The organism is Kitasatospora sp. NPDC004669 (assembly GCF_040609455.1).
Classification (GTDB): Bacteria; Actinomycetota; Actinomycetes; order Streptomycetales; family Streptomycetaceae; genus Kitasatospora.
This window is the reverse complement of record NZ_JBEXKB010000023.1, coordinates 27,301-44,307: the sequence shown is the minus strand read 5'-3', so window position 1 is coordinate 44,307 and position 17,007 is coordinate 27,301. Positions and strand designations below refer to the sequence as shown.

At 69.9% G+C, this 17,007-nt stretch carries 19 protein-coding genes; 11 read left to right on the top strand and 8 right to left on the bottom strand.

Annotated elements, in window-relative coordinates:
• Nucleotides 1–6 precede the first annotated feature (6 nt).
• The gene (locus ABZW30_RS20600; protein ID WP_355672570.1) at nt 7–849 is read right to left on the bottom strand and encodes a helix-turn-helix domain-containing protein; all 843 of its coding nucleotides are present in this window, start codon (nt 847–849) and stop codon (nt 7–9) included.
• A 164-nt stretch (nt 850–1,013) separates the two neighbouring features.
• On the opposite strand from ABZW30_RS20600, the gene ABZW30_RS20595 reads away from it, so the two are divergent.
• Together ABZW30_RS20595 and ABZW30_RS20590 are read left to right on the top strand one after the other, a co-directional pair.
• On the top strand, nt 1,014–1,940 hold the full coding sequence (locus ABZW30_RS20595) for an ABC transporter ATP-binding protein (protein ID WP_355672569.1): 927 nt from the start codon (nt 1,014–1,016) through the stop codon (nt 1,938–1,940).
• Nucleotides 1,941–1,987: 47 nt separating this feature from the next.
• Nucleotides 1,988–2,722, top strand: a complete 735-nt coding sequence (locus ABZW30_RS20590; RefSeq protein ID WP_355672649.1) for an ABC transporter permease — start codon at nt 1,988–1,990, stop codon at nt 2,720–2,722.
• 72 nt (nt 2,723–2,794) lie between these two features.
• Here ABZW30_RS20590 and ABZW30_RS20585 read toward each other — a convergent pair whose 3' ends face one another.
• Nucleotides 2,795–3,487 carry an LAETG motif-containing sortase-dependent surface protein gene (locus ABZW30_RS20585; RefSeq protein WP_355672568.1) on the bottom strand — a complete coding sequence of 231 codons (693 nt, stop codon included), beginning with the start codon at nt 3,485–3,487 and terminating at the stop codon, nt 2,795–2,797.
• A gap of 402 nt (nt 3,488–3,889) precedes the next feature.
• On the opposite strand from ABZW30_RS20585, the gene ABZW30_RS20580 reads away from it, so the two are divergent.
• Nucleotides 3,890–4,810 carry a COX15/CtaA family protein gene (locus ABZW30_RS20580; protein WP_355672648.1) on the top strand — a complete coding sequence of 307 codons (921 nt, stop codon included), beginning with the start codon at nt 3,890–3,892 and terminating at the stop codon, nt 4,808–4,810.
• Nucleotides 4,811–4,902: 92 nt separating this feature from the next.
• Here the strand turns inward: ABZW30_RS20580 and ABZW30_RS20575 are convergent, their stop codons facing one another.
• The 4 genes from ABZW30_RS20575 to ABZW30_RS20560 are packed head-to-tail and all read right to left on the bottom strand — an operon-like array spanning nt 4,903 to nt 7,733.
• Complete coding sequence (locus ABZW30_RS20575; RefSeq protein WP_355672567.1) at nt 4,903–5,346, bottom strand: NUDIX hydrolase; 444 nt, start codon at nt 5,344–5,346, stop codon at nt 4,903–4,905.
• Nucleotides 5,339–5,929, bottom strand: a complete 591-nt coding sequence (locus ABZW30_RS20570) for an HD domain-containing protein (RefSeq protein WP_355672566.1) — start codon at nt 5,927–5,929, stop codon at nt 5,339–5,341. The genes ABZW30_RS20575 and ABZW30_RS20570 overlap by 8 nt, the downstream gene beginning before the upstream one ends.
• Nucleotides 5,930–5,958: 29 nt before the next feature.
• Nucleotides 5,959–6,471, bottom strand: coding sequence for an NUDIX hydrolase (locus tag ABZW30_RS20565; protein ID WP_355672565.1), 513 nt, complete (start codon nt 6,469–6,471; stop codon nt 5,959–5,961).
• Entirely contained in the window at nt 6,468–7,733 is a 1,266-nt protein-coding gene (locus tag ABZW30_RS20560; protein ID WP_355672564.1) for a helix-turn-helix transcriptional regulator, read from the bottom strand. The genes ABZW30_RS20565 and ABZW30_RS20560 overlap by 4 nt, the downstream gene beginning before the upstream one ends.
• 181 nt (nt 7,734–7,914) lie before the next feature.
• Here ABZW30_RS20560 and ABZW30_RS20555 point away from each other — a divergent pair, with 181 nt between their 5' ends.
• The 5 genes from ABZW30_RS20555 (at nt 7,915) to tgmC (ending at nt 11,019) form a co-directional block, all read left to right on the top strand.
• Nucleotides 7,915–8,358, top strand: coding sequence for an ATP-binding protein (locus ABZW30_RS20555; RefSeq protein ID WP_355672563.1), 444 nt, complete (start codon nt 7,915–7,917; stop codon nt 8,356–8,358).
• On the top strand, nt 8,355–8,513 hold the full coding sequence (locus ABZW30_RS20550) for a hypothetical protein (protein WP_355672562.1): 159 nt from the start codon (nt 8,355–8,357) through the stop codon (nt 8,511–8,513). The genes ABZW30_RS20555 and ABZW30_RS20550 overlap by 4 nt, the downstream gene beginning before the upstream one ends.
• Nucleotides 8,514–8,628: 115 nt before the next feature.
• Nucleotides 8,629–8,901, top strand: coding sequence for a putative ATP-grasp-modified RiPP (gene tgmA / locus ABZW30_RS20545; RefSeq protein ID WP_355672561.1), 273 nt, complete (start codon nt 8,629–8,631; stop codon nt 8,899–8,901).
• Nucleotides 8,843–9,877: an ATP-grasp ribosomal peptide maturase gene (gene tgmB / locus ABZW30_RS20540; RefSeq protein ID WP_355672560.1), complete on the top strand. Its 1,035-nt coding sequence runs from the start codon at nt 8,843–8,845 to the stop codon at nt 9,875–9,877. Before tgmA ends, tgmB begins: the two co-directional genes overlap by 59 nt.
• Complete coding sequence (tgmC, locus tag ABZW30_RS20535; RefSeq protein ID WP_355672559.1) at nt 9,874–11,019, top strand: ATP-grasp peptide maturase system methyltransferase; 1,146 nt, start codon at nt 9,874–9,876, stop codon at nt 11,017–11,019. The genes tgmB and tgmC overlap by 4 nt, the downstream gene beginning before the upstream one ends.
• A gap of 61 nt (nt 11,020–11,080) precedes the next feature.
• On the opposite strand, the gene ABZW30_RS20530 is transcribed toward tgmC, so the two are convergent.
• Nucleotides 11,081–11,416: a hypothetical protein gene (locus ABZW30_RS20530; RefSeq protein ID WP_355672558.1), complete on the bottom strand. Its 336-nt coding sequence runs from the start codon at nt 11,414–11,416 to the stop codon at nt 11,081–11,083.
• 72 nt (nt 11,417–11,488) lie between these two features.
• On the opposite strand from ABZW30_RS20530, the gene ABZW30_RS20525 reads away from it, so the two are divergent.
• Nucleotides 11,489–12,130 (top strand): DUF2461 domain-containing protein, encoded by a 642-nt coding sequence (locus ABZW30_RS20525; RefSeq protein WP_355672557.1) that lies wholly within the window; start codon nt 11,489–11,491, stop codon nt 12,128–12,130.
• An 80-nt stretch (nt 12,131–12,210) separates the two neighbouring features.
• On the opposite strand, the gene ABZW30_RS20520 is transcribed toward ABZW30_RS20525, so the two are convergent.
• Nucleotides 12,211–13,161 (bottom strand): heme o synthase, encoded by a 951-nt coding sequence (locus ABZW30_RS20520; RefSeq protein ID WP_355672556.1) that lies wholly within the window; start codon nt 13,159–13,161, stop codon nt 12,211–12,213.
• Nucleotides 13,162–13,624: 463 nt separating this feature from the next.
• Here ABZW30_RS20520 and tkt point away from each other — a divergent pair, with 463 nt between their 5' ends.
• Nucleotides 13,625–15,724, top strand: coding sequence for a transketolase (gene tkt / locus ABZW30_RS20515; protein WP_355672555.1), 2,100 nt, complete (start codon nt 13,625–13,627; stop codon nt 15,722–15,724).
• A gap of 93 nt (nt 15,725–15,817) precedes the next feature.
• Entirely contained in the window at nt 15,818–16,960 is a 1,143-nt protein-coding gene (gene tal / locus ABZW30_RS20510; protein ID WP_355672554.1) for a transaldolase, read from the top strand.
• Nucleotides 16,961–17,007 lie beyond the last annotated feature (47 nt).

The window sequence follows — 17,007 nt, the reverse complement described above, 5'->3', positions numbered from 1 at the left end:
AGCTTCCTAACGCGCGGACGCTGAATCTTCGGTGGACGTACCGGCAGTCGGCACTGCATCGGAGCCGCGGCCCGCCGGGGGCTGGGCAGGCGACGATGCGGCACCGGGTGCCGGCACATAGGTGGTGCAGACCCCGTCGCCGTGGGCGATGGTGGCCAGCCGTTGCACATGGGTGCCCAGGAGCTGGGAGAAGACCTCGGTCTCCGCCTCGCAGAGCTGCGGGAACTGCTCGGCGATGTGCGCGACCGGGCAGTGGTGCTGGCAGAGCTGGGCGCCCGCCGGGGCCTTGGCCGCGGCCGACGGGACACGCCGCACCGTGGCAGCGTACCCGTCCGCGCTCAGCGCCTGGGCCAGGGCCTCCGGGCGCTCCTGCGCCTCGGCCCGGGCCAGGGTCTCCTGGTACTTCTCGCCCTGCCTGCCGAACCGGGCGCGGGCGAAGGCGGCGACCGCCTCCTCGCCCGCCTTGCCGCCGCCCACCGCGTCCGAGATCCAGCGCAGCGCGTCGGCCGCGAGCTGGTCGTAGGCCTGGTAGAAGGCGTCCCGACCGCCGTCGGTGAGGGCGAAGACCTTGGCCGGACGGCCGCGACCCCGGCTGCCGTAGACCCGCTGCTCGCGGGACTCGACCAGGCCGGCGGCGGCCAGTCCGTCGAGGTGGCGGCGGACGGCGGCGGCGGTGAGGCCGAGCCGGTTCGCCAGGTCGGCGGCGGAGGAGGGGCCGTGGTCCAGGATCGAGCGGGCGACCCGGTCACGGGTGGCGCGGTGGCCCTCCAGGAGCACCTCGGCCGCCGTCACGGGCACGTCGCAGTCGGGGGCCGGCTCGGCCTCCCGCTGCGGGGTGTGCTCGCGCATGTTTTTCACAACACCAGTGTTGCGTAATTACTTCCGTCGGGACAAGCCGTGATCCAGGCCTCACTGGTGTCATCTGTCACGCAGGCAAGGCTTACCTGACCTGTGTAAACGATCATCCGGGCCGCCGTCCGGCGGGTCCGTTCAGTCCTCTTACACTCGCCGGTATGCACTCCGAACCCGCGGTCCAGATCGCCGGGCTGGTCAAGCGCTACGGCGACAAGTCGGCCGTGGACGGTCTCGACCTCACCATCGCGACCGGCGCGATCACCGCCGTCCTCGGCCCCAACGGCGCCGGCAAGACCACCACCATCGAGACCTGCGAGGGCTACCGCCGCCCCGACGGCGGCACCGTCCGCGTCCTCGGCCTCGACCCGGTCGCCCAGAGCGCGCAGCTGCGCCCCCGGATCGGCGTCATGCTGCAGTCCGGCGGCGTGTACGCGGGCGCGCGCGCCGTCGAGATGCTGCGCCACACCGCCAAGCTGCACGCCCACCCGCTCGACGTGGACGCCCTCGTCGAGCGCCTCGGCCTCGGCTCCTGCGGCCGCACCACCTACCGCCGACTCTCCGGCGGCCAGCAGCAGCGGCTCGCCCTGGCGATGGCCGTGGTCGGCCGCCCCGAGCTGGTCTTCCTGGACGAGCCCACCGCCGGCCTCGACCCGCAGGCCCGCCGTGCCACCTGGGAGCTGGTCCGCGACCTGCGCCGGGACGGCGTCACCGTGGTGGTCACCACCCACCACATGGACGAGGCCGAGCAGCTCGCCGACCGCGTCGCCGTCGTCGACCGCGGAAAGGTGATCGCCGACGGCACCACCGAGGAGCTGTGCCGCGGCGGCGCCGAGAACGCCCTGCGCTTCGACGGCCCACCCGGGCTCGACCTCGGCCCGCTGCTCAAGGAGCTGCCCGCGGGCGCCACCGCCGTCGAGACCACCCCCGGCAGCTACCGCGTCGAGGCGCCGGTCGACCCGCAGCTGGTGGCCACCGTCACCGGCTGGTGCGCGGCCTCCGGCATCCTGCCCGAGCGGCTGTCCGTGCAGCGCCGCAGCCTCGAAGACGTCTTCCTCGACCTGACCGGACGGGAGCTCCGATCGTGAGTACCACCGATTACGCCCCCAGGCCCGGCGCGGCCCCGGTCGGCCGGATGCTGCTGGCCCAGACCGCCTTCGAGACCAGGATGCTGCTGCGCAACGGTGAGCAGCTGCTGCTCACCGTGGTCATCCCGACCGTGCTGCTGGTGCTGTTCTCCGCCGTCGACATCGTCGCCGTGGAGGGCCCCGGCAAGCGGGTCGACTTCCTGGCCCCCGGCCTGCTCGCGCTGGCCGTGATGTCCACCGCCTTCACCGGGCAGGCCATCGCCACCGGCTTCGAGCGCCGCTACGGCGTGCTCAAGCGGCTCGGCGCCAGCCCGCTGCCGCGCTGGACGCTGCTGACCGCCAAGACCGGCTGCGTGCTGGTCACCGAGGCGCTGCAGGTCGCGCTGCTGTCGGTGATCGCGCTGGCGCTCGACTGGTCCCCGCAGGGGCTCGCTACACCGCAAGGGGCCCTGGCCGTCGCCGCACTGCTGGTCCTCGGCACCGCCGCCTTCTCCGGGCTCGGCCTGCTGATGGCCGGCACCCTGAAGGCCGAGGCCACACTGGCCGGCGCCAACCTGGTGTTCATCCTGCTGCTGCTCGCGGGCGGGGTGATCGTGCCGCTCAGCAAGTTCCCCCCGGCCGTGCAGTCGGTGCTGGAGCTGCTGCCGATCTCGGCGCTCTCGGACGGCCTGCGGTCGGTGCTCCAGCACGGCGCGGGTGTGCCCTGGTCGGACCTCGGCATCCTGGCCGGCTGGTCCGTGCTCGGTCTGGCCGCGGCCGCCCGCTTCTTCCGCTGGGAGTAGGCCCCGTACGAACAGCGCGACGCCCCCGGCCGGTTGAGGCCGGGGGCGTCGTTGCGTTCAGCCGACTGCGCGTCAGCCCTGGCTGCCGCCGCGGCGCTTGCGGGCGAGCAGCACGAGCGCGCCGCCGACCAGCAGCACGCCGCCGCCGACCGCCGCGATCATCGGGGTCGCGTCACTGCTACCGGTCTGGGCGAGCGCCGGGGCGCTGGTGGCGGGCGCCGGGGCGGCCGGGGTGGTGCTAGGGGTGGCCGTCGGCGACGGGGTCGGGGTGGCCGAAGGGGTGCCCGACGGGGTGGTGCTCGGCGTCGGGGTCGGGGTCGGCGTCTGGGTGGGCGTCGACGTGGGGGTGGGGGTGGGGGTCATGGTGGGGGTAGGGGTCGGAGTCGGCGTGTGGCACGGCTCGATGGTCTTGGTCTCGTTGATGTTCCAGCCCTTCTCGTTCGGGTTCTCCGAGGTGGTGACCACCAGGTTCGCCTTGACCGGGGCGTCGTGGTCCTTCACCGGGAAGGTGCCGTGGAACTCCGCGGGGAAGGCCTTGGCGTCCAGGACCTTCTCGCCGTCGATGGTGAGGCTGACGGTGTTCTTCACGTCAGGCTTGGGGCTGTAGTTGATCAGATCGATCACGACCTTGTCGCAGGTCACCGACCACGTCGGTACGTGCGCCGAGGCGTTGGTGGCCAGTGCCAGGGGCAGGAGAAAACCGGCCGCCGCCGTGCCGGCGAGTGCCGTCGCGCCGATCCGAGTGTGCCGCTGCTGTCGCGCCATTACGCTGTTCCCCTCCGAACGGTCTTGCGCAGCAGGCGTGTTGAAGTGGATCGCGGTGGCCCGCTACGGATGTCCGGCGGACTCTACCGGCACTCCCGCACCTCGCCACACCCCGCCGCACGACCGGATTTCGTCTGTCGGTCCGTTCCCGTACGTGCTTGACCAGCACATCACAGCCGCCACCTCGCAGAACGCGGATTCGGCAAACTTGAATGAACTTCGTCACGACGGCCGTTGACCGGCTCACCCGAACTATCCGGTTTGTGATCCCCGGGATGGGCAGGGCACGCGCCTGCGCGGCGCCCCCGCCCCGCCCCAAGATCGCCTGTAAGGCCGCCTACGATTGACCCCGTGCCTAACCCCTTTTCCCTGCTCGCCGAGCGCTGGCAGCCCTCCGCCGCGATGGTCCGGCGCGCCGCGTTCGCCGCGCTGGTGATGAGCGTGGTGATCGTCGTCACCGGCGGCGCCGTCCGGCTCACCGCCTCCGGCCTCGGCTGTACGACCTGGCCCCGCTGCACCGCCGAGAGCCTGACGCCGACGGCCGAGATGGGCTTCCACGGCGTCATCGAGTTCACCAACCGGATGCTCACCTACGTGCTGAGCGCCGCCGTCGGCTGGGCGATCCTGGCCGCCCGCTGCCACCGGCCCTGGCGCCGCAGCCTGACCAAGCTCGGCTGGGCGCAGTTCTGGCTGGTGATGAGCAACGCCGTGCTCGGCGGCATCACCGTACTGACCGGCCTCAACCCGTACACCGTGGCGCTGCACATGATCGCCGCGATGGCCCTGGTCTGGGTCGCACTGCTGATGTGGGAGCGCAGCAAGGAGGGCGACGGCCCGGCGAAGCTGTCCGTGGCTCGCCCGATCCACCAGCTCTCGTACGTCCTGGTCACCGTGATCGGCCTGCTGGTCGCGGCCGGCACCCTGGTGACCGGCGCCGGCCACCACCCGGGCACGCCGCAGGACAACAAGATTGTCCCGCGCATCCCGATCGACTACGACCGCCTCGCCCAGTTCCACGCCGACTTCGCCATGGTCTCGGTCGGCCTGGCGATCGCGGTGCTCTTCGTCTTCGCCGCCGTGAAGGCCCCGCAGCCGGCCAAGGCCCGGGCCAAGGAGCTGCTCGCCGTCCTGCTGCTGCAGGGTGTACTGGGCTACATCCAGTACTTCACGGACGCCCCCGAGCTGATGGTCGGCCTCCATATGTTCCTCGCCACGCTCACCTGGATCGCCGCCCTGCGCATCCCGCTCGCCCTGCGCACCCGCGAGGCCGAGGAGGCCGCCGAGCAGCTGCCCGACCGGACCCCGCAGACCGCCTCGGTCTGACCCCGCCAGGCACGCACGACGGCCCGACTCCCCTACGGGGAGCCGGGCCGTCGGCGTTCGATCGGGCGGGCTCAGCCGCCGAGCTGGATCCGTTACAACAGGTGTCGGCCGTCGTGGGTACGGATGCTCGGTGCCGCGTCGTCCCGAAGCGCGTCCAGGACACGTACGGCATAGACCTCGGCCATGCGGTCGGAGACCTCGGCCGGCGTGAGCCAGTCGACTTCAACCGACTCGTCCAAGAGCCGCTCTGCTCCGCTCTCCGGTCGGCAGCGGAAAACGAGGGCGACGATTCCTCGGCTCACGTTCTTGTAGACGCCGGTCAGCCGCTCCACGCCGACCTTGAGCCCGGTCTCCTCGTAGACCTCGCGACGCACGCCGTCCTCGACGGCCTCGTCCAGTTCCAGCACGCCACCCGGGGGTTCCCCAGTCCCGTTGTCGGCCCGGCGAATCGCCAGCACCCGGCCGTCCCCGCTCACCACCACCCCCGCGACGGACACCGAGTGGAGAGGCGTGGCCGCCCCGACACTGTCACTCATGCACGGAAAACCCGAGATAGACCTTCTGCCACTCCAGCGAGGTCATCGTGAGAGCCGCCTCGGCGAGTTCCCGGGCAGAGTCGGTCTTCAGGCTGCCGAGGCTGCTGTCGATCCAGGGCTGGACGTTCTGGTAGCCCTGCTCCCGGTACTCGACCGCTTGGAGCAGGCATTCGAGCTTGTCGGCGTCGTGCGCGACAACCACCTCCGGGCTCTCGCCGTTCTCATACTCCGCGACGATTGCGTTGACCCCGGCGACAACAGCAGGGTGGGCGGCGCTGACCTGGTCCGCAGTTACCCGCTCGTTGGAGGCGGCGGTGAGGTACCGCCGCCCGATGTGCGGGATGTCGCCAACGCGGGTCTCCTGCGTGTCGTGGAAGAGGGACAGCAGGGCGACCTTCGCTGGGTCGGCGCCCTCCATCATCGCGAGGACTGCACCGACGACACCGGTGCGGAAGGAGTGTTCAGCGATCGTCTCGGGGTCCTTCACCCCGGCGATCCACCAGCCCGACCGCTTCGCCCGCTTGAGCATCCCCGCTTCGAACAGGTACCCCGCAGTGCCCTTCGCCTGCCCGTTCTCTGCCATGCTCGTCCCCTCCTCATGCGGTGGCTCCATCACCATGCCTCTATCCCGTCTCGCAGATATCGTGTGCCACCGTCTGCGATTGCCCTGACAGCGGCGTTCAACCGGTTCCGCTGGCGGATCTGCAGTCGGTCGGCAACCTCCGGTACAGGGAGGAAGACAGCCTCGGACAGTTCGTCGTCGTGTGGGCAAACCCTCGCGACCCGAGCAGGTGAGAGGGTTCCCGCGTCGAAGATGAACGCGATCTGGTCGTCCCACGGGCCGTGCGGTGCAACCCAGTCCACAACCAGCAGGCGATGGATGGTGATCTCCAGGCCCAGTTCCTCACGCAGTTCCCGCACAGCAGCCGTGTCCGGTGACTCGTTCGCCTCCGCCATCCCGCCGGGAAGGTCCCAACCCTCCTTGTAGGTCGGGTTGACCGCCAGGACACGACCAGCCCGGTCGCGCAGGATCACGTCCGCCGAGACGCGCTTGCGGGCTTGCCTCGCATTGCCCTCGGCGAGGTAGGCGTTCCAGGCTTCGGTATCGGTAGGCACAGGCCTCACGTTGGACCTCCCCGAGGCAACGGGATGATGTCAGCGAGCAAGAGCTGTCGGGCTCTGCGCGCCTCATCCAATCGTGCCAGGTACTCACAGACCGGGCCGTAGTCGCGGTGCCTTCCGAGGAGTTCACGGAGGTCATCCATCTGATGAACGACCCGGACGGACCCGAGCGTCGGGCTGGTGCCGAGAAGCTCGGTTCCAACGCCGATTGCGGCATCCAAGTCGCCGCAATCGGCATGGATACGGGCAAGGGTGATGCGGCTGAAGGTGAGCGAACGTGCACGACCTTCCTCCCGCAGTGCGACAGCTTGCTCCCCGTAGCGAAGAGCCTCCTTCGGCCGGCCGAGGTCACTGAACGCCAGTGCCGACTCGCCGGCAAGGGTGGCGGCGTCGAACGGGCTCAACCACGGATGCTCGTCATCAGCTCCGCCCACTAGAGCGGCATGAGCGTGATCGAGCGCCTGCGCTGCCGGACCGTAATGCAGGGAGGCTGCCAGCGCTCGGGCCAGCATGGTGTTCAGCCGAGCCATGAGGCCTGGCAAGTGCGGGCCCCGGCCGACCAATTCAATACCGACATTGGCCCAGTGCACGGCCTTCGCCGGATCGCCAGTCTGGAGGGACAGATGGCTGGTGCTGGCTGCCACGTGCGCCGTCAACGGCAGATCACCGGAGGCACGCGCGAGAGGAAGCGCACGAGCGAAATGCCGAGCGGCAAGGTCGTCACGGCCGGAGTCGTGGGCCATCCAACCTGCCATCTCGGTGAGCGCAGCAGCGGCAGCGAAGACGTGTGGGCTGCTCGCGACATCAACCAGACGCGGCGCCACCTGGCCCGAGAGATGGTGAACCACAGCCGAGTACAGTCGTCCACCTCCCGCCTGCCGATCTGCACGACGAAAGGCCTCCACAGTGGCCAGGTCGCCGCCGCCGTCAGTCTCCGGGGGAGCCAGTGCAGGCGGTGGGGACTCGGAAGCCAGATCTGGTTCCCAGGGTCTGCGGGCAAGACCAAGTAACTCTCCGGGGATGTGGAAGGCATCGGCAATCTGCTCGAACAGCGCCAACTTCTCGACCCTGGTCTTGCCATTCATGTAGTCGTACAGCCGCCCTTGGCTGATCTCCACGGCCGCGGCAATGCGCCGGGTACTGACACCGCGCGCGTTGAGGAGCCGGAACACGGCGCCCATGTCGCGGGCCTCACATGCTCTCAGTAGACGCTGGTCCTGGAGCAGACCTGCAACCACCTCATGCAGGCCCGACTGAACACCCATCGCGCATCTCCCTTCACAATGCGTATCGATCGTAGGCTCATGGAGCCTGTCCTGACTCCGTTTTGGAGTCACCTGCTCGGAGTCTCCTGGGACATCGACGCGGCCTTGAATGAGGATCAGCCGCCCTGATCCATCTACGGGAGCCAGTCCGATGCCTCAACCCACTGCAGTGCCAACTCGCGTGATCGACAACACCGGGGAAGCATCAGTGCCTGCTGCCGGTCGACTCACCACGCCGGCAACCGCATGCCTGCCCTACCATCCCGAATCGGTGACTGCGGCGCGCCGGCTCGTCGTGGCGAAGCTGCGGGAGTGGGGGCTGGACGACTTGGTGGACGACGCCGCCGTGATCGTCAGCGAGCTGGCCACCAACTCCGTCAAGACCGGCTGCCAGACGCGCATGGTCGTTGCCGTCCGCCGTCCGACCGACCGGATCGTCCGCATCCTCGTCGGTGACGGTTCCCGATCGATGCCCGTGATGATCCAGGCCGGGCTCGACGCCACGTCCGGCCGGGGTCTGGCGATGGTCCACCGGCTCACTCACGGCCGCTGGGGCGTCACGCCGCTCCCGTTCGGGAAGGTCGTCCACGCCGACCTCGCGACGCCCGCGCCGATCTCCCGGTGAACTGGCAACCGCCGGAGGACGGTTACGACTCCGACGATGCGCCGCAGCCATCCATCCCCGATCCCGCGCGGGTCTGGGCTGCCTACGGGGTGTCCGCCGCTGCCGGGCTGCACGTCGTCGTCGCGGCCCTGGTGCTGATCAACCGCTCCCACTGAACTCCCGCCCGCGCCGCCGGGCCGGCGGCGCGGGCGGGATCACCCCGCAACTCGGCCAGCCTGCCGGGTTGTTGATCCTCTCCTCAACCACCATGCCCAAGGAGGAACAGTCCAGATGACCACCGCACCGTGGGGCACCACTCGCATGGGGCCGTACCCCGAGTCCTGTCCGATCCCCGCCCTCACGCCTGTGATCGACCCCGAAACGCAGATCGCCGTGTTCGTGGACGAGCACGGCCGCACGGTCGAGATGGGCGCGCACGGCACCAGTACCGAGACCAGTACGCCCACGAACACGGGCGGCGGCGACGGCCAGAGCGGGCAGCAGAATGCGCCCACCGACATGGACAGCATGCCCGCGAACGACCAGGACCAGGGCACGGGCTGACATGACACCGGATCGACACCGAGCCGCCGTCCTGGTCCTGACCAACACCTACGACGTAACAGCCGACGTGGTTCTGCGCATCCTGTCTGACCGCCGAGTCCCGGTCGTCCGGGTCGACCTCGGTGTCGATCTGCTCGAAGGTGCCTCGCTGACCGCCTACTACCGCACGGGCGAGCAGCGGGGCGCCCTCCGCACGTCGAGCCGGGAACTCGACCTCACCCGCGTGCGATCGGTCTGGGTCCGCCGGCCCTCGGCCTACGAGGCGCCCCCGGGGCTGAACGAGCACACGGCGAAGTTCGCCAGCGCGCAGGCATTCTGGGGCTCCGGCGGCGTCATCGCATCGCTTCCCAGGGCCCACTACGTCAATCACCCGTGGCACATCCGCAATGCGGAGTACAAGCCCGCACAGCTCACCGTGGCGAGCCGGACCGGGTTCCTGGTCCCGAACACGGTCATCACCACCGACCCCGGCGAAGCACGTCGATTCTGCACCGACCAACCCGGCAGAGCCGTCTACAAACCGCTGTGGGACAGCCGCTACCGCACCGAAGACGGCGCCGCACAAACGGTGTGGGTACGGGAAGTCGACCCGGCCGAGATCATCGACGCCGTGTCCGTCTGCCCGCACATGTTCCAAGCCAAGGTGGGCAAGGCCTTCGACGTACGGGTCACCGCCGTTGGCGACAGACTGTTCGGGGTCCGGATCGACAGCCCCGATCTCGACTGGCGCCACCGGCAGGACCTGATGACGTGTGCACCGATCGAGGTACCCGATTCGGTCGCACGCGCGATCACCGCCTACCTCGCCGAACTCCGTCTGACCTTCGGTGCGTTCGACTTCGCCGTGACTGCCAGCGGTGACTGGTACTTCCTTGAGTGCAACCCCAAAGGCCAGTGGGCGTGGCAGCCCGCCGAAACCACTGCCGCGATCGCCCATGCCATTGCCGACCAGTTGGAGAGAGGTCCCGACTCATGAGCACATCGGCTCAGCTCCGCGCAGCCCTGGTGGACAGCCTCACCGGGGATGACAAGATCACCGACCCGGCATGGGAGGACGCTGCCAGGGCGGTCCCCCGGGAACTGTTCGTCGGGTCCTTCTTCGTGCCGGTTCCGGGAAGCAACCCGACCGCCTACCGGCCCGCCCACAAGGACGAGCCCGGATGGCTGGAGCGCGTCTACGCGAACGAAACACTGATCACTCAGCTCGACGGGCGGACCCGCCCCGAGGACGTGACCGGCAGCAGCACCGCGACCGGGACCCCGTCTTCATCGTCCACCCTGCCGTCCCTGGTCCTGCGCATGTGGCACCAGCTCGGCACCGAGGCCGGGCACCGGGTCCTGGAGATCGGAACCGGAACCGGCTACTCGACCGCCCTCGGCGCGCACCGACTCGGCGACTCCAACCTCACCAGCATCGAATACGACCCGCAGGTGGGCGAGGCTGCCGCCGCCGCCATCAAGGCGGCCGGGTACTCCCCGCGACTGATCATCGGAGACGGGCTGCTCGGTGACCCGGACGGGGGCCAGTACGACCGGCTCATCGCCACCTGTTCGGTCCGCTACGTCCCGCTTCCGTGGCTGCACCAGGTGAGGCCAGGAGGCCGGATCCTGGTCACGCTGTCCGGCTGGTCCTACGGCTTCGGTCTCGCGCTGCTGGTCGTGACCGGCCCCGGAGAGGCCACCGGCCGGTTCCTGCCCGGCTACACCAGTTTCATGATCGCCCGCCCGCACGACCGGCCGCCCCGCCAAAGCCTGTCGCTGCTGCCCGGAGACGAACGCCCGACCCGGATCGACCCCGAGATCATCGGCACCTGGACCGGCAACTGGGTCGCGCAACTCGCAGCGCCCTCGGCCGAGCGGATGGGAGCGGGCGGGCAGCAGATCCTCTGGGATGTGGCCACGGGATCACAGGCCCGGACCCTGCCCAACCCGGCAGGCGGGTGGACCGTGCTCCAGCGCGGCCCGCTCCGACTCTGGGACCAGGTGGAAAGTGCCGTCGAAGCCTGGCAGGAGGCAGGCCAGCCGCACCAGGAGGGCTTTGGGATTACCGTCTCGGGCTCGGGACAACGCGTGTGGATCGGACACGAGGACGGGCCAGGCTGGAACCTGCCCATCTGAAGACAACGGCCCGGCTCCCCCGAACGGAGGAGCCGGGCCGTCGGCGTTCTACCGGGAGCGGTCAGCCGCCGAGCTGGATCCCGGCCATCCGCTTCCACTCGTACGCGCCGGTCTTGACCTTGAGGCCCAGCTCGCCCTCGAAGTCGTCGTGCAGGGTCAGCCCGGCCAGCTCAGCGGCCCGGCGGCCGACGGCGTAGCTGGGGGCCACCTGGTCGCCCCAGGCGCCGTCCGCGCCGACCACCACGATCCGGGTGGCCGCGGCGCCGACGTACTCGACGACCGCGTCGGCGCTGCCGCCGTGCTGCTGGGCGAAGCTGGTCAGGTGCTTGGCGATGCGCTTGGCGCGGCGCTCGGTACGGGCGTCCGGCGCGGCGGCGGTGGCGGTCTCTGCGCTCATGCTCGCATGCTACCCACCGGTAGACGCCCTGGCGACGGGAGTGGCCTGTGCACCGGGCCACATACTGGAGGCGTGACCTTCTCTGGCTGGCCGGCCGAGGCGCTCGACTTCTACGAGCACCTGGAGGCCGACAATTCCAAGACCTTCTGGCAGGCCCACAAGGAGCAGTACGACGACGCCGTACGGGCCCCGATGGAGCTGTTGCTCGCCGATCTGGAGCCGGAGTTCGGTCCGGCGAAGATCTTCCGCCCGAACCGCGACATCCGCTTCAGCGCCGACAAGTCCCCGTACAAGACGCACATCGGCGCGCACCTGGAGACCGGCGGCTACATCCAGTTCTCCGCCGACGGACTCGCCTGCGGCAACGGCATGTACCGGCTCGCCACGGACCAGCTGGAGCGCTACCGCGCCGCCGTCGCCGAGGACGTCAGCGGCGCCGAGCTGGAGCGGGTGATCGCCGCGGTGGAGAAGGACGGGCCCCAAATATTCGGCCGGGACTCCCTCAAGTCCGCCCCGCGCGGCTTCCCCAAGGACCACCCGAGGATCGAGCTGCTGCGCCACAAGGGCCTGGTGGCCTGGCAGGAGTGGGCGCCCGCGAAGTGGCTGGGCAGCCGCAGCGCCTACACCCGGATCACCGCCTTCCTGCGCGCCTCCCAGCCGCTCAAGGACTGGCTGGACGGCCACGTCGGCCCCTCGGAGCTGCCCGCCCGCTGAGACGGTTCAAGAACTCGAAAGTGCCCCCGGACGCGAGAGAGCCCCCGGTCCCGGACCGGGGGCTCTCTCGCGCTTCAGCCTTACTTCACGAACGGGTCGATCGCGCAGACCACGAACAGCAGCGACAGGTAGGTGATCGACCAGTGGAACAGCCGCATCTCCTTGAGCTTGGCGCCCACGATCCCGGCCTTGGCCCGCCCGTACAGCGCGTGCGCCTCGCGCAGCCACGCCGCGCCGAGCACCACCGCGGCGACCGGGTACAGCCAGCTCATGTGCCCCAGCGGCCACACCGCCAGCGAGGTCGCCACCATCACCCAGGAGTAGGCGACGACCTGCTTGCCCACCGCGACGTTGCCCTTGACCACCGGCAGCATCGGCACGCCCGCGCGCAGGTAGTCGTCGCGCACCTTCATCGACAGCACCCAGGTGTGCGGCGGGGTCCAGAAGAACACCACCAGGAACAGCGCGACCGCGGCCCAGGACACCGAGTCGGTGACCGAGGACCAGCCGATCAGCACCGGCATGCAGCCGGCGATGCCGCCCCAGACGATGTTCTGCGAGGTGCGCCGCTTGAGCCCCAGCGTGTAGACGAACACGTAGAACAGCAGGGCGCCCAGCGCCAGCCCGGCGGAGAGCCAGTTGACACCGAAGCCCAGCAGCAGGGTGGAGACGACCGCGAGCGCGACGCCGAACACCAGCGCCTCGCGCGGCGACACCATCCCGGTGACGATCGGCCGCCGCTCGGTACGGGACATCAGCGCGTCGATGTCCCGGTCGATGTACATGTTGAGGGCGTTGGCGCCGCCCGCCGAGAGGTAGCCGCCGACCACGACCTTCAGCACCAGCAGCATGTTCGGCACACCCTGCTGGGCCAGGAACATCACCGGCACGGTGCTCATCAGCAGCAGCTCGATGATCCGAGGCTTGGTCAGTGCGACGAAGGCGCCGACACGGGCTCCGATCGGCCGGTGATGCGCAGGCGTCGCCCCGGTGACCCCGGCGGGACGGGTTTCGACGGCGGTCACTAACACCCCAACTGAAGATGAATCCTCGCAGGCGTCCACAGGAACGAAGGGTCCCGAATCGTCCGCTCTGCGCGTACCACGCCACCATAGACGCTCCATATATCCCATCCGGCTCCGGGGTCCCCCGGCGAGGCGGATGGCACACCCGTGAGTGAACCGACTGGGTGATGCCACGAAACGACTCCGGCGCGCCCTCGCGACCCGTCTCGACCACCGGGATGGCATCGGGCGGCGAATCGGGAGAGCCTGGGACAAAATCAGTCAGAACGCCCTAGTGGGAATCGCCATGCGGAAATCCCGGTTGTCTCGGCACGGAGGGTGAGCCCCGGGCCGGACGGTAGGCTCCCACGCAGAAGCGGGATCTACCCTCCGTGACCGGCACCACCCACAGTCGGGACCACAGCGCCGTGGCCGACCCGGTCCCCATTCACGGGGTCACTCTTCACAATGGAAGGAGCCCTGAGACAGGGTGAGCACTGCGCCGACGAACGCATTCGAGTGGACGGAACTGGACGAGCGCACGGTTGACACGGCGCGCGTCCTGGCCATGGACGCTGTCCAGAAGGTCGGCAACGGACACCCCGGGACGGCCATGTCGCTGGCCCCCGCGGCGTACCTGATCTTCCAGCGCTTCCTGCGCCACGACCCGACCGACCCGGCCTGGGCCGGCCGCGACCGCTTCGTCCTCTCCCCCGGGCACACCAGCCTGACCCTCTACACCCAGCTGTACCTCTCGGGTTACGGCCTGGAGCTGGACGACCTCAAGGCCTTCCGCGTGGGCGGCAGCCGCACCCCCGGCCACCCCGAGCACGGCCACACCGCCGGCGTCGAGACCACCACCGGCCCGCTCGGCCAGGGCATCGCCAACGCGGTCGGCATGGCGATGGCCACCCGCTACGAGCGCGGCCTGTTCGACCCGGAGGCCCCGGCCGGCGAGTCCCCCTTCGACCACACCATCTGGGCCATCGTCTCCGACGGCGACCTGGAGGAGGGCATCTCCGCCGAGGCCTCCTCGCTGGCCGGCCACCAGAAGCTGGGCAACCTGGTCGCCCTGTACGACGACAACCACATCTCGATCGAGGGCGACACCGAGACCGCCTTCTCCGAGGACGTCCTCAAGCGCTACGAGGCCTACGGCTGGCACGTCCAGCGGGTGACCCCGAAGGCCAACGGCGACATCGACGTCGAGGCCCTCGCCGGGGCGCTGGCCGCCGCCAAGGCCGAGACCTCCCGCCCGTCGATCATCGCGATGCGCACCATCATCGCCTGGCCGGCCCCGAACGCCCAGGACACCGCCAAGGCGCACGGCTCCGCGCTCGGCGCCGAGGAGATCGCCGCCACCAAGAAGGTCCTGGGCTTCGACCCGGAGAAGACCTTCGAGGTCAGCGACCAGGTCATCGAGCACGCCCGCCTCGTCATCAAGCGCGGCAAGGCCGCCCGCGACCAGTGGCAGCAGTCCTTCGACGCCTGGCGCGCCGCCAACCCGCAGCGCGGCGCCGAGTTCGACCGCATCCAGGCCGGCGAGCTGCCCGAGGGCTGGAAGAAGGCCGTCCCCTCCTTCCCGGCCGGCAAGGACGTCGCCACCCGCAAGGCCTCCGGCGAGACCCTCAAGGCGCTCGGCGCGGTGATCCCGGAGCTGTGGGGCGGCTCGGCCGACCTCGCGGAGTCCAACCTCACCACCATCGACGAGGACAGCTCCTTCCTCCCCGAGGGCAACCCGCTGAAGTCCGCCGGCCCGTACGGCCGGACGATCCACTTCGGCATCCGCGAGCACGCCATGGGCTCGACCATGAACGGCATCGCGCTGCACGGCAAGACCCGCGTCTACGGCGGCACCTTCCTGGTCTTCGCCGACTACATGCGCCCGGCCGTCCGCCTGGCCGCACTGATGAAGCTGCCGGTCACCTACGTCTGGACGCACGACTCGATCGGCCTCGGCGAGGACGGCCCGACCCACCAGCCGGTCGAGCACATGGCCTCGCTGCGCGCCATCCCGGGCCTGGCCATGGTCCGCCCGGCCGACGCCAACGAGACCGCCGTCGCCTGGCGCACCGTCATCGAGCGCCAGACCACCCACCCCGGCCCGGTCGGCCTGGCGCTCACCCGCCAGAACGTCCCGACCTTCGACCGCGAGGTCTACGCCTCCGCCGAAGGCACCGCGAAGGGCGGCTACATCCTGGCCGAGGCCTCCAACGGCGACCCGCAGGTGATCCTGCTGGGCACCGGCTCCGAGGTCCAGCTGGCCGTCCAGGCCCGCGAGGCCCTGGAGGCCGAGGGCATCGCCACCCGCGTGGTCTCGGTCCCGTCCTTCGAGTGGTTCCAGGAGCAGGACCAGGCCTACCGCGACAGCGTGCTGCCGCCGTCCGTCAAGGCCCGCGTCTCGGTCGAGGCCGGCATCGCCCAGGGCTGGCGCGAGCTGGTCGGCGACCACGGCCGGATCGTCTCGCTGGAGCACTTCGGTGCCTCCGCCGACTACAAGGTGCTGTTCGAGGAGTTCGGCCTGACCGCCGAGCGCGTGGTGGCCGAGGCCCACAACGCCCTGCGCTCCCTCGAAGCCGTCAACCGCTAGCTGTTCCCGCGGCCGGGCCCGAGACCCGCACGTCGACGGCCCGGCCCCTCTGACTACCCCACGAAGCAGAAGAAGACGAAGGACTGAAGCACCATGACTGACGCACTGAAGCGCCTCAGCGACGAAGGCGTTGCGATCTGGCTGGACGACCTCAGCCGCACGCGGCTGAACTCCGGCAACCTGGCCGAGCTGGTGCAGAACAAGCACGTGGTGGGCGTCACCACCAACCCGACCATCTTCCAGAAGGCCATCGCCGGCAGCGGCGACACCTCCTACGACGGCCAGCTGCGCGACCTCGCGGTCCGCAAGGTCACCACCGACGAGGCGATCCGCATGATCACCACCTCGGACGTGCGCGACGCCGCCGACGTGCTGCGCCCGGTCTACGACGCCTCCAACGGCCGCGACGGCCGGGTCTCCATCGAGGTCGACCCGCGCCTGGCGCACGAGACCGCCCCCACCGTGGCCGAGGCCAAGCAGCTGTGGTGGCTGGTCGACCGCCCGAACGTCTTCATCAAGATCCCCGCCACCAAGGCCGGCCTGCCCGCCATCAGCGAGGTCATCGGTCTGGGCATCAGCGTCAACGTCACGCTGATCTTCTCCCTGGACCGCTACAAGGCCGTCATGGACGCCTACCTGACCGGTCTGGAGGCCGCCAAGGCCAAGGGCCTGGACCTCTCCCAGATCGAGTCGGTCGCCTCCTTCTTCGTGTCCCGCGTGGACACCGAGATCGACAAGCGCCTGGACAAGATCGGCGGCGACGCCAAGGACCTGCGCTCCAAGGCCGCCCTGGCCAACGCCCGCCTCGCCTACCAGGCGTACGAGGAGGTCTTCGGCTCGGTCGACGGCAAGACCGACGGCAGCGCCCGCTGGAAGGCCTTGGAGGCCGCCGGCGCCAAGCCGCAGCGCCCGCTCTGGGCCTCCACCGGCGTCAAGGACCCGGCCCTGCCGGACACCCTGTACGTCACCGAGCTGGTCGCCCCCGGCACGGTGAACACGATGCCCGAGGCCACCCTGGACGCCACCGGCGACCACGGCGTCGTCACCGGCAACACCATCGTCCCGAACTACGCCGACGCCAAGGCCGTCCTGGACGCCATCGCGGCCGCCGGCGTGGACTACGACGACGTGGTCCAGGTCCTGGAGGACGAGGGCGTGGAGAAGTTCGAGCAGTCCTGGAAGGAACTGCTCGACACCGTCACCGCCTCGCTCGCGTCCTTCGCCGACCAGAAGTAACCCCTGCTCACAGCCAACGCACGAAAGCGGAGCCCATCAAGTGAGCA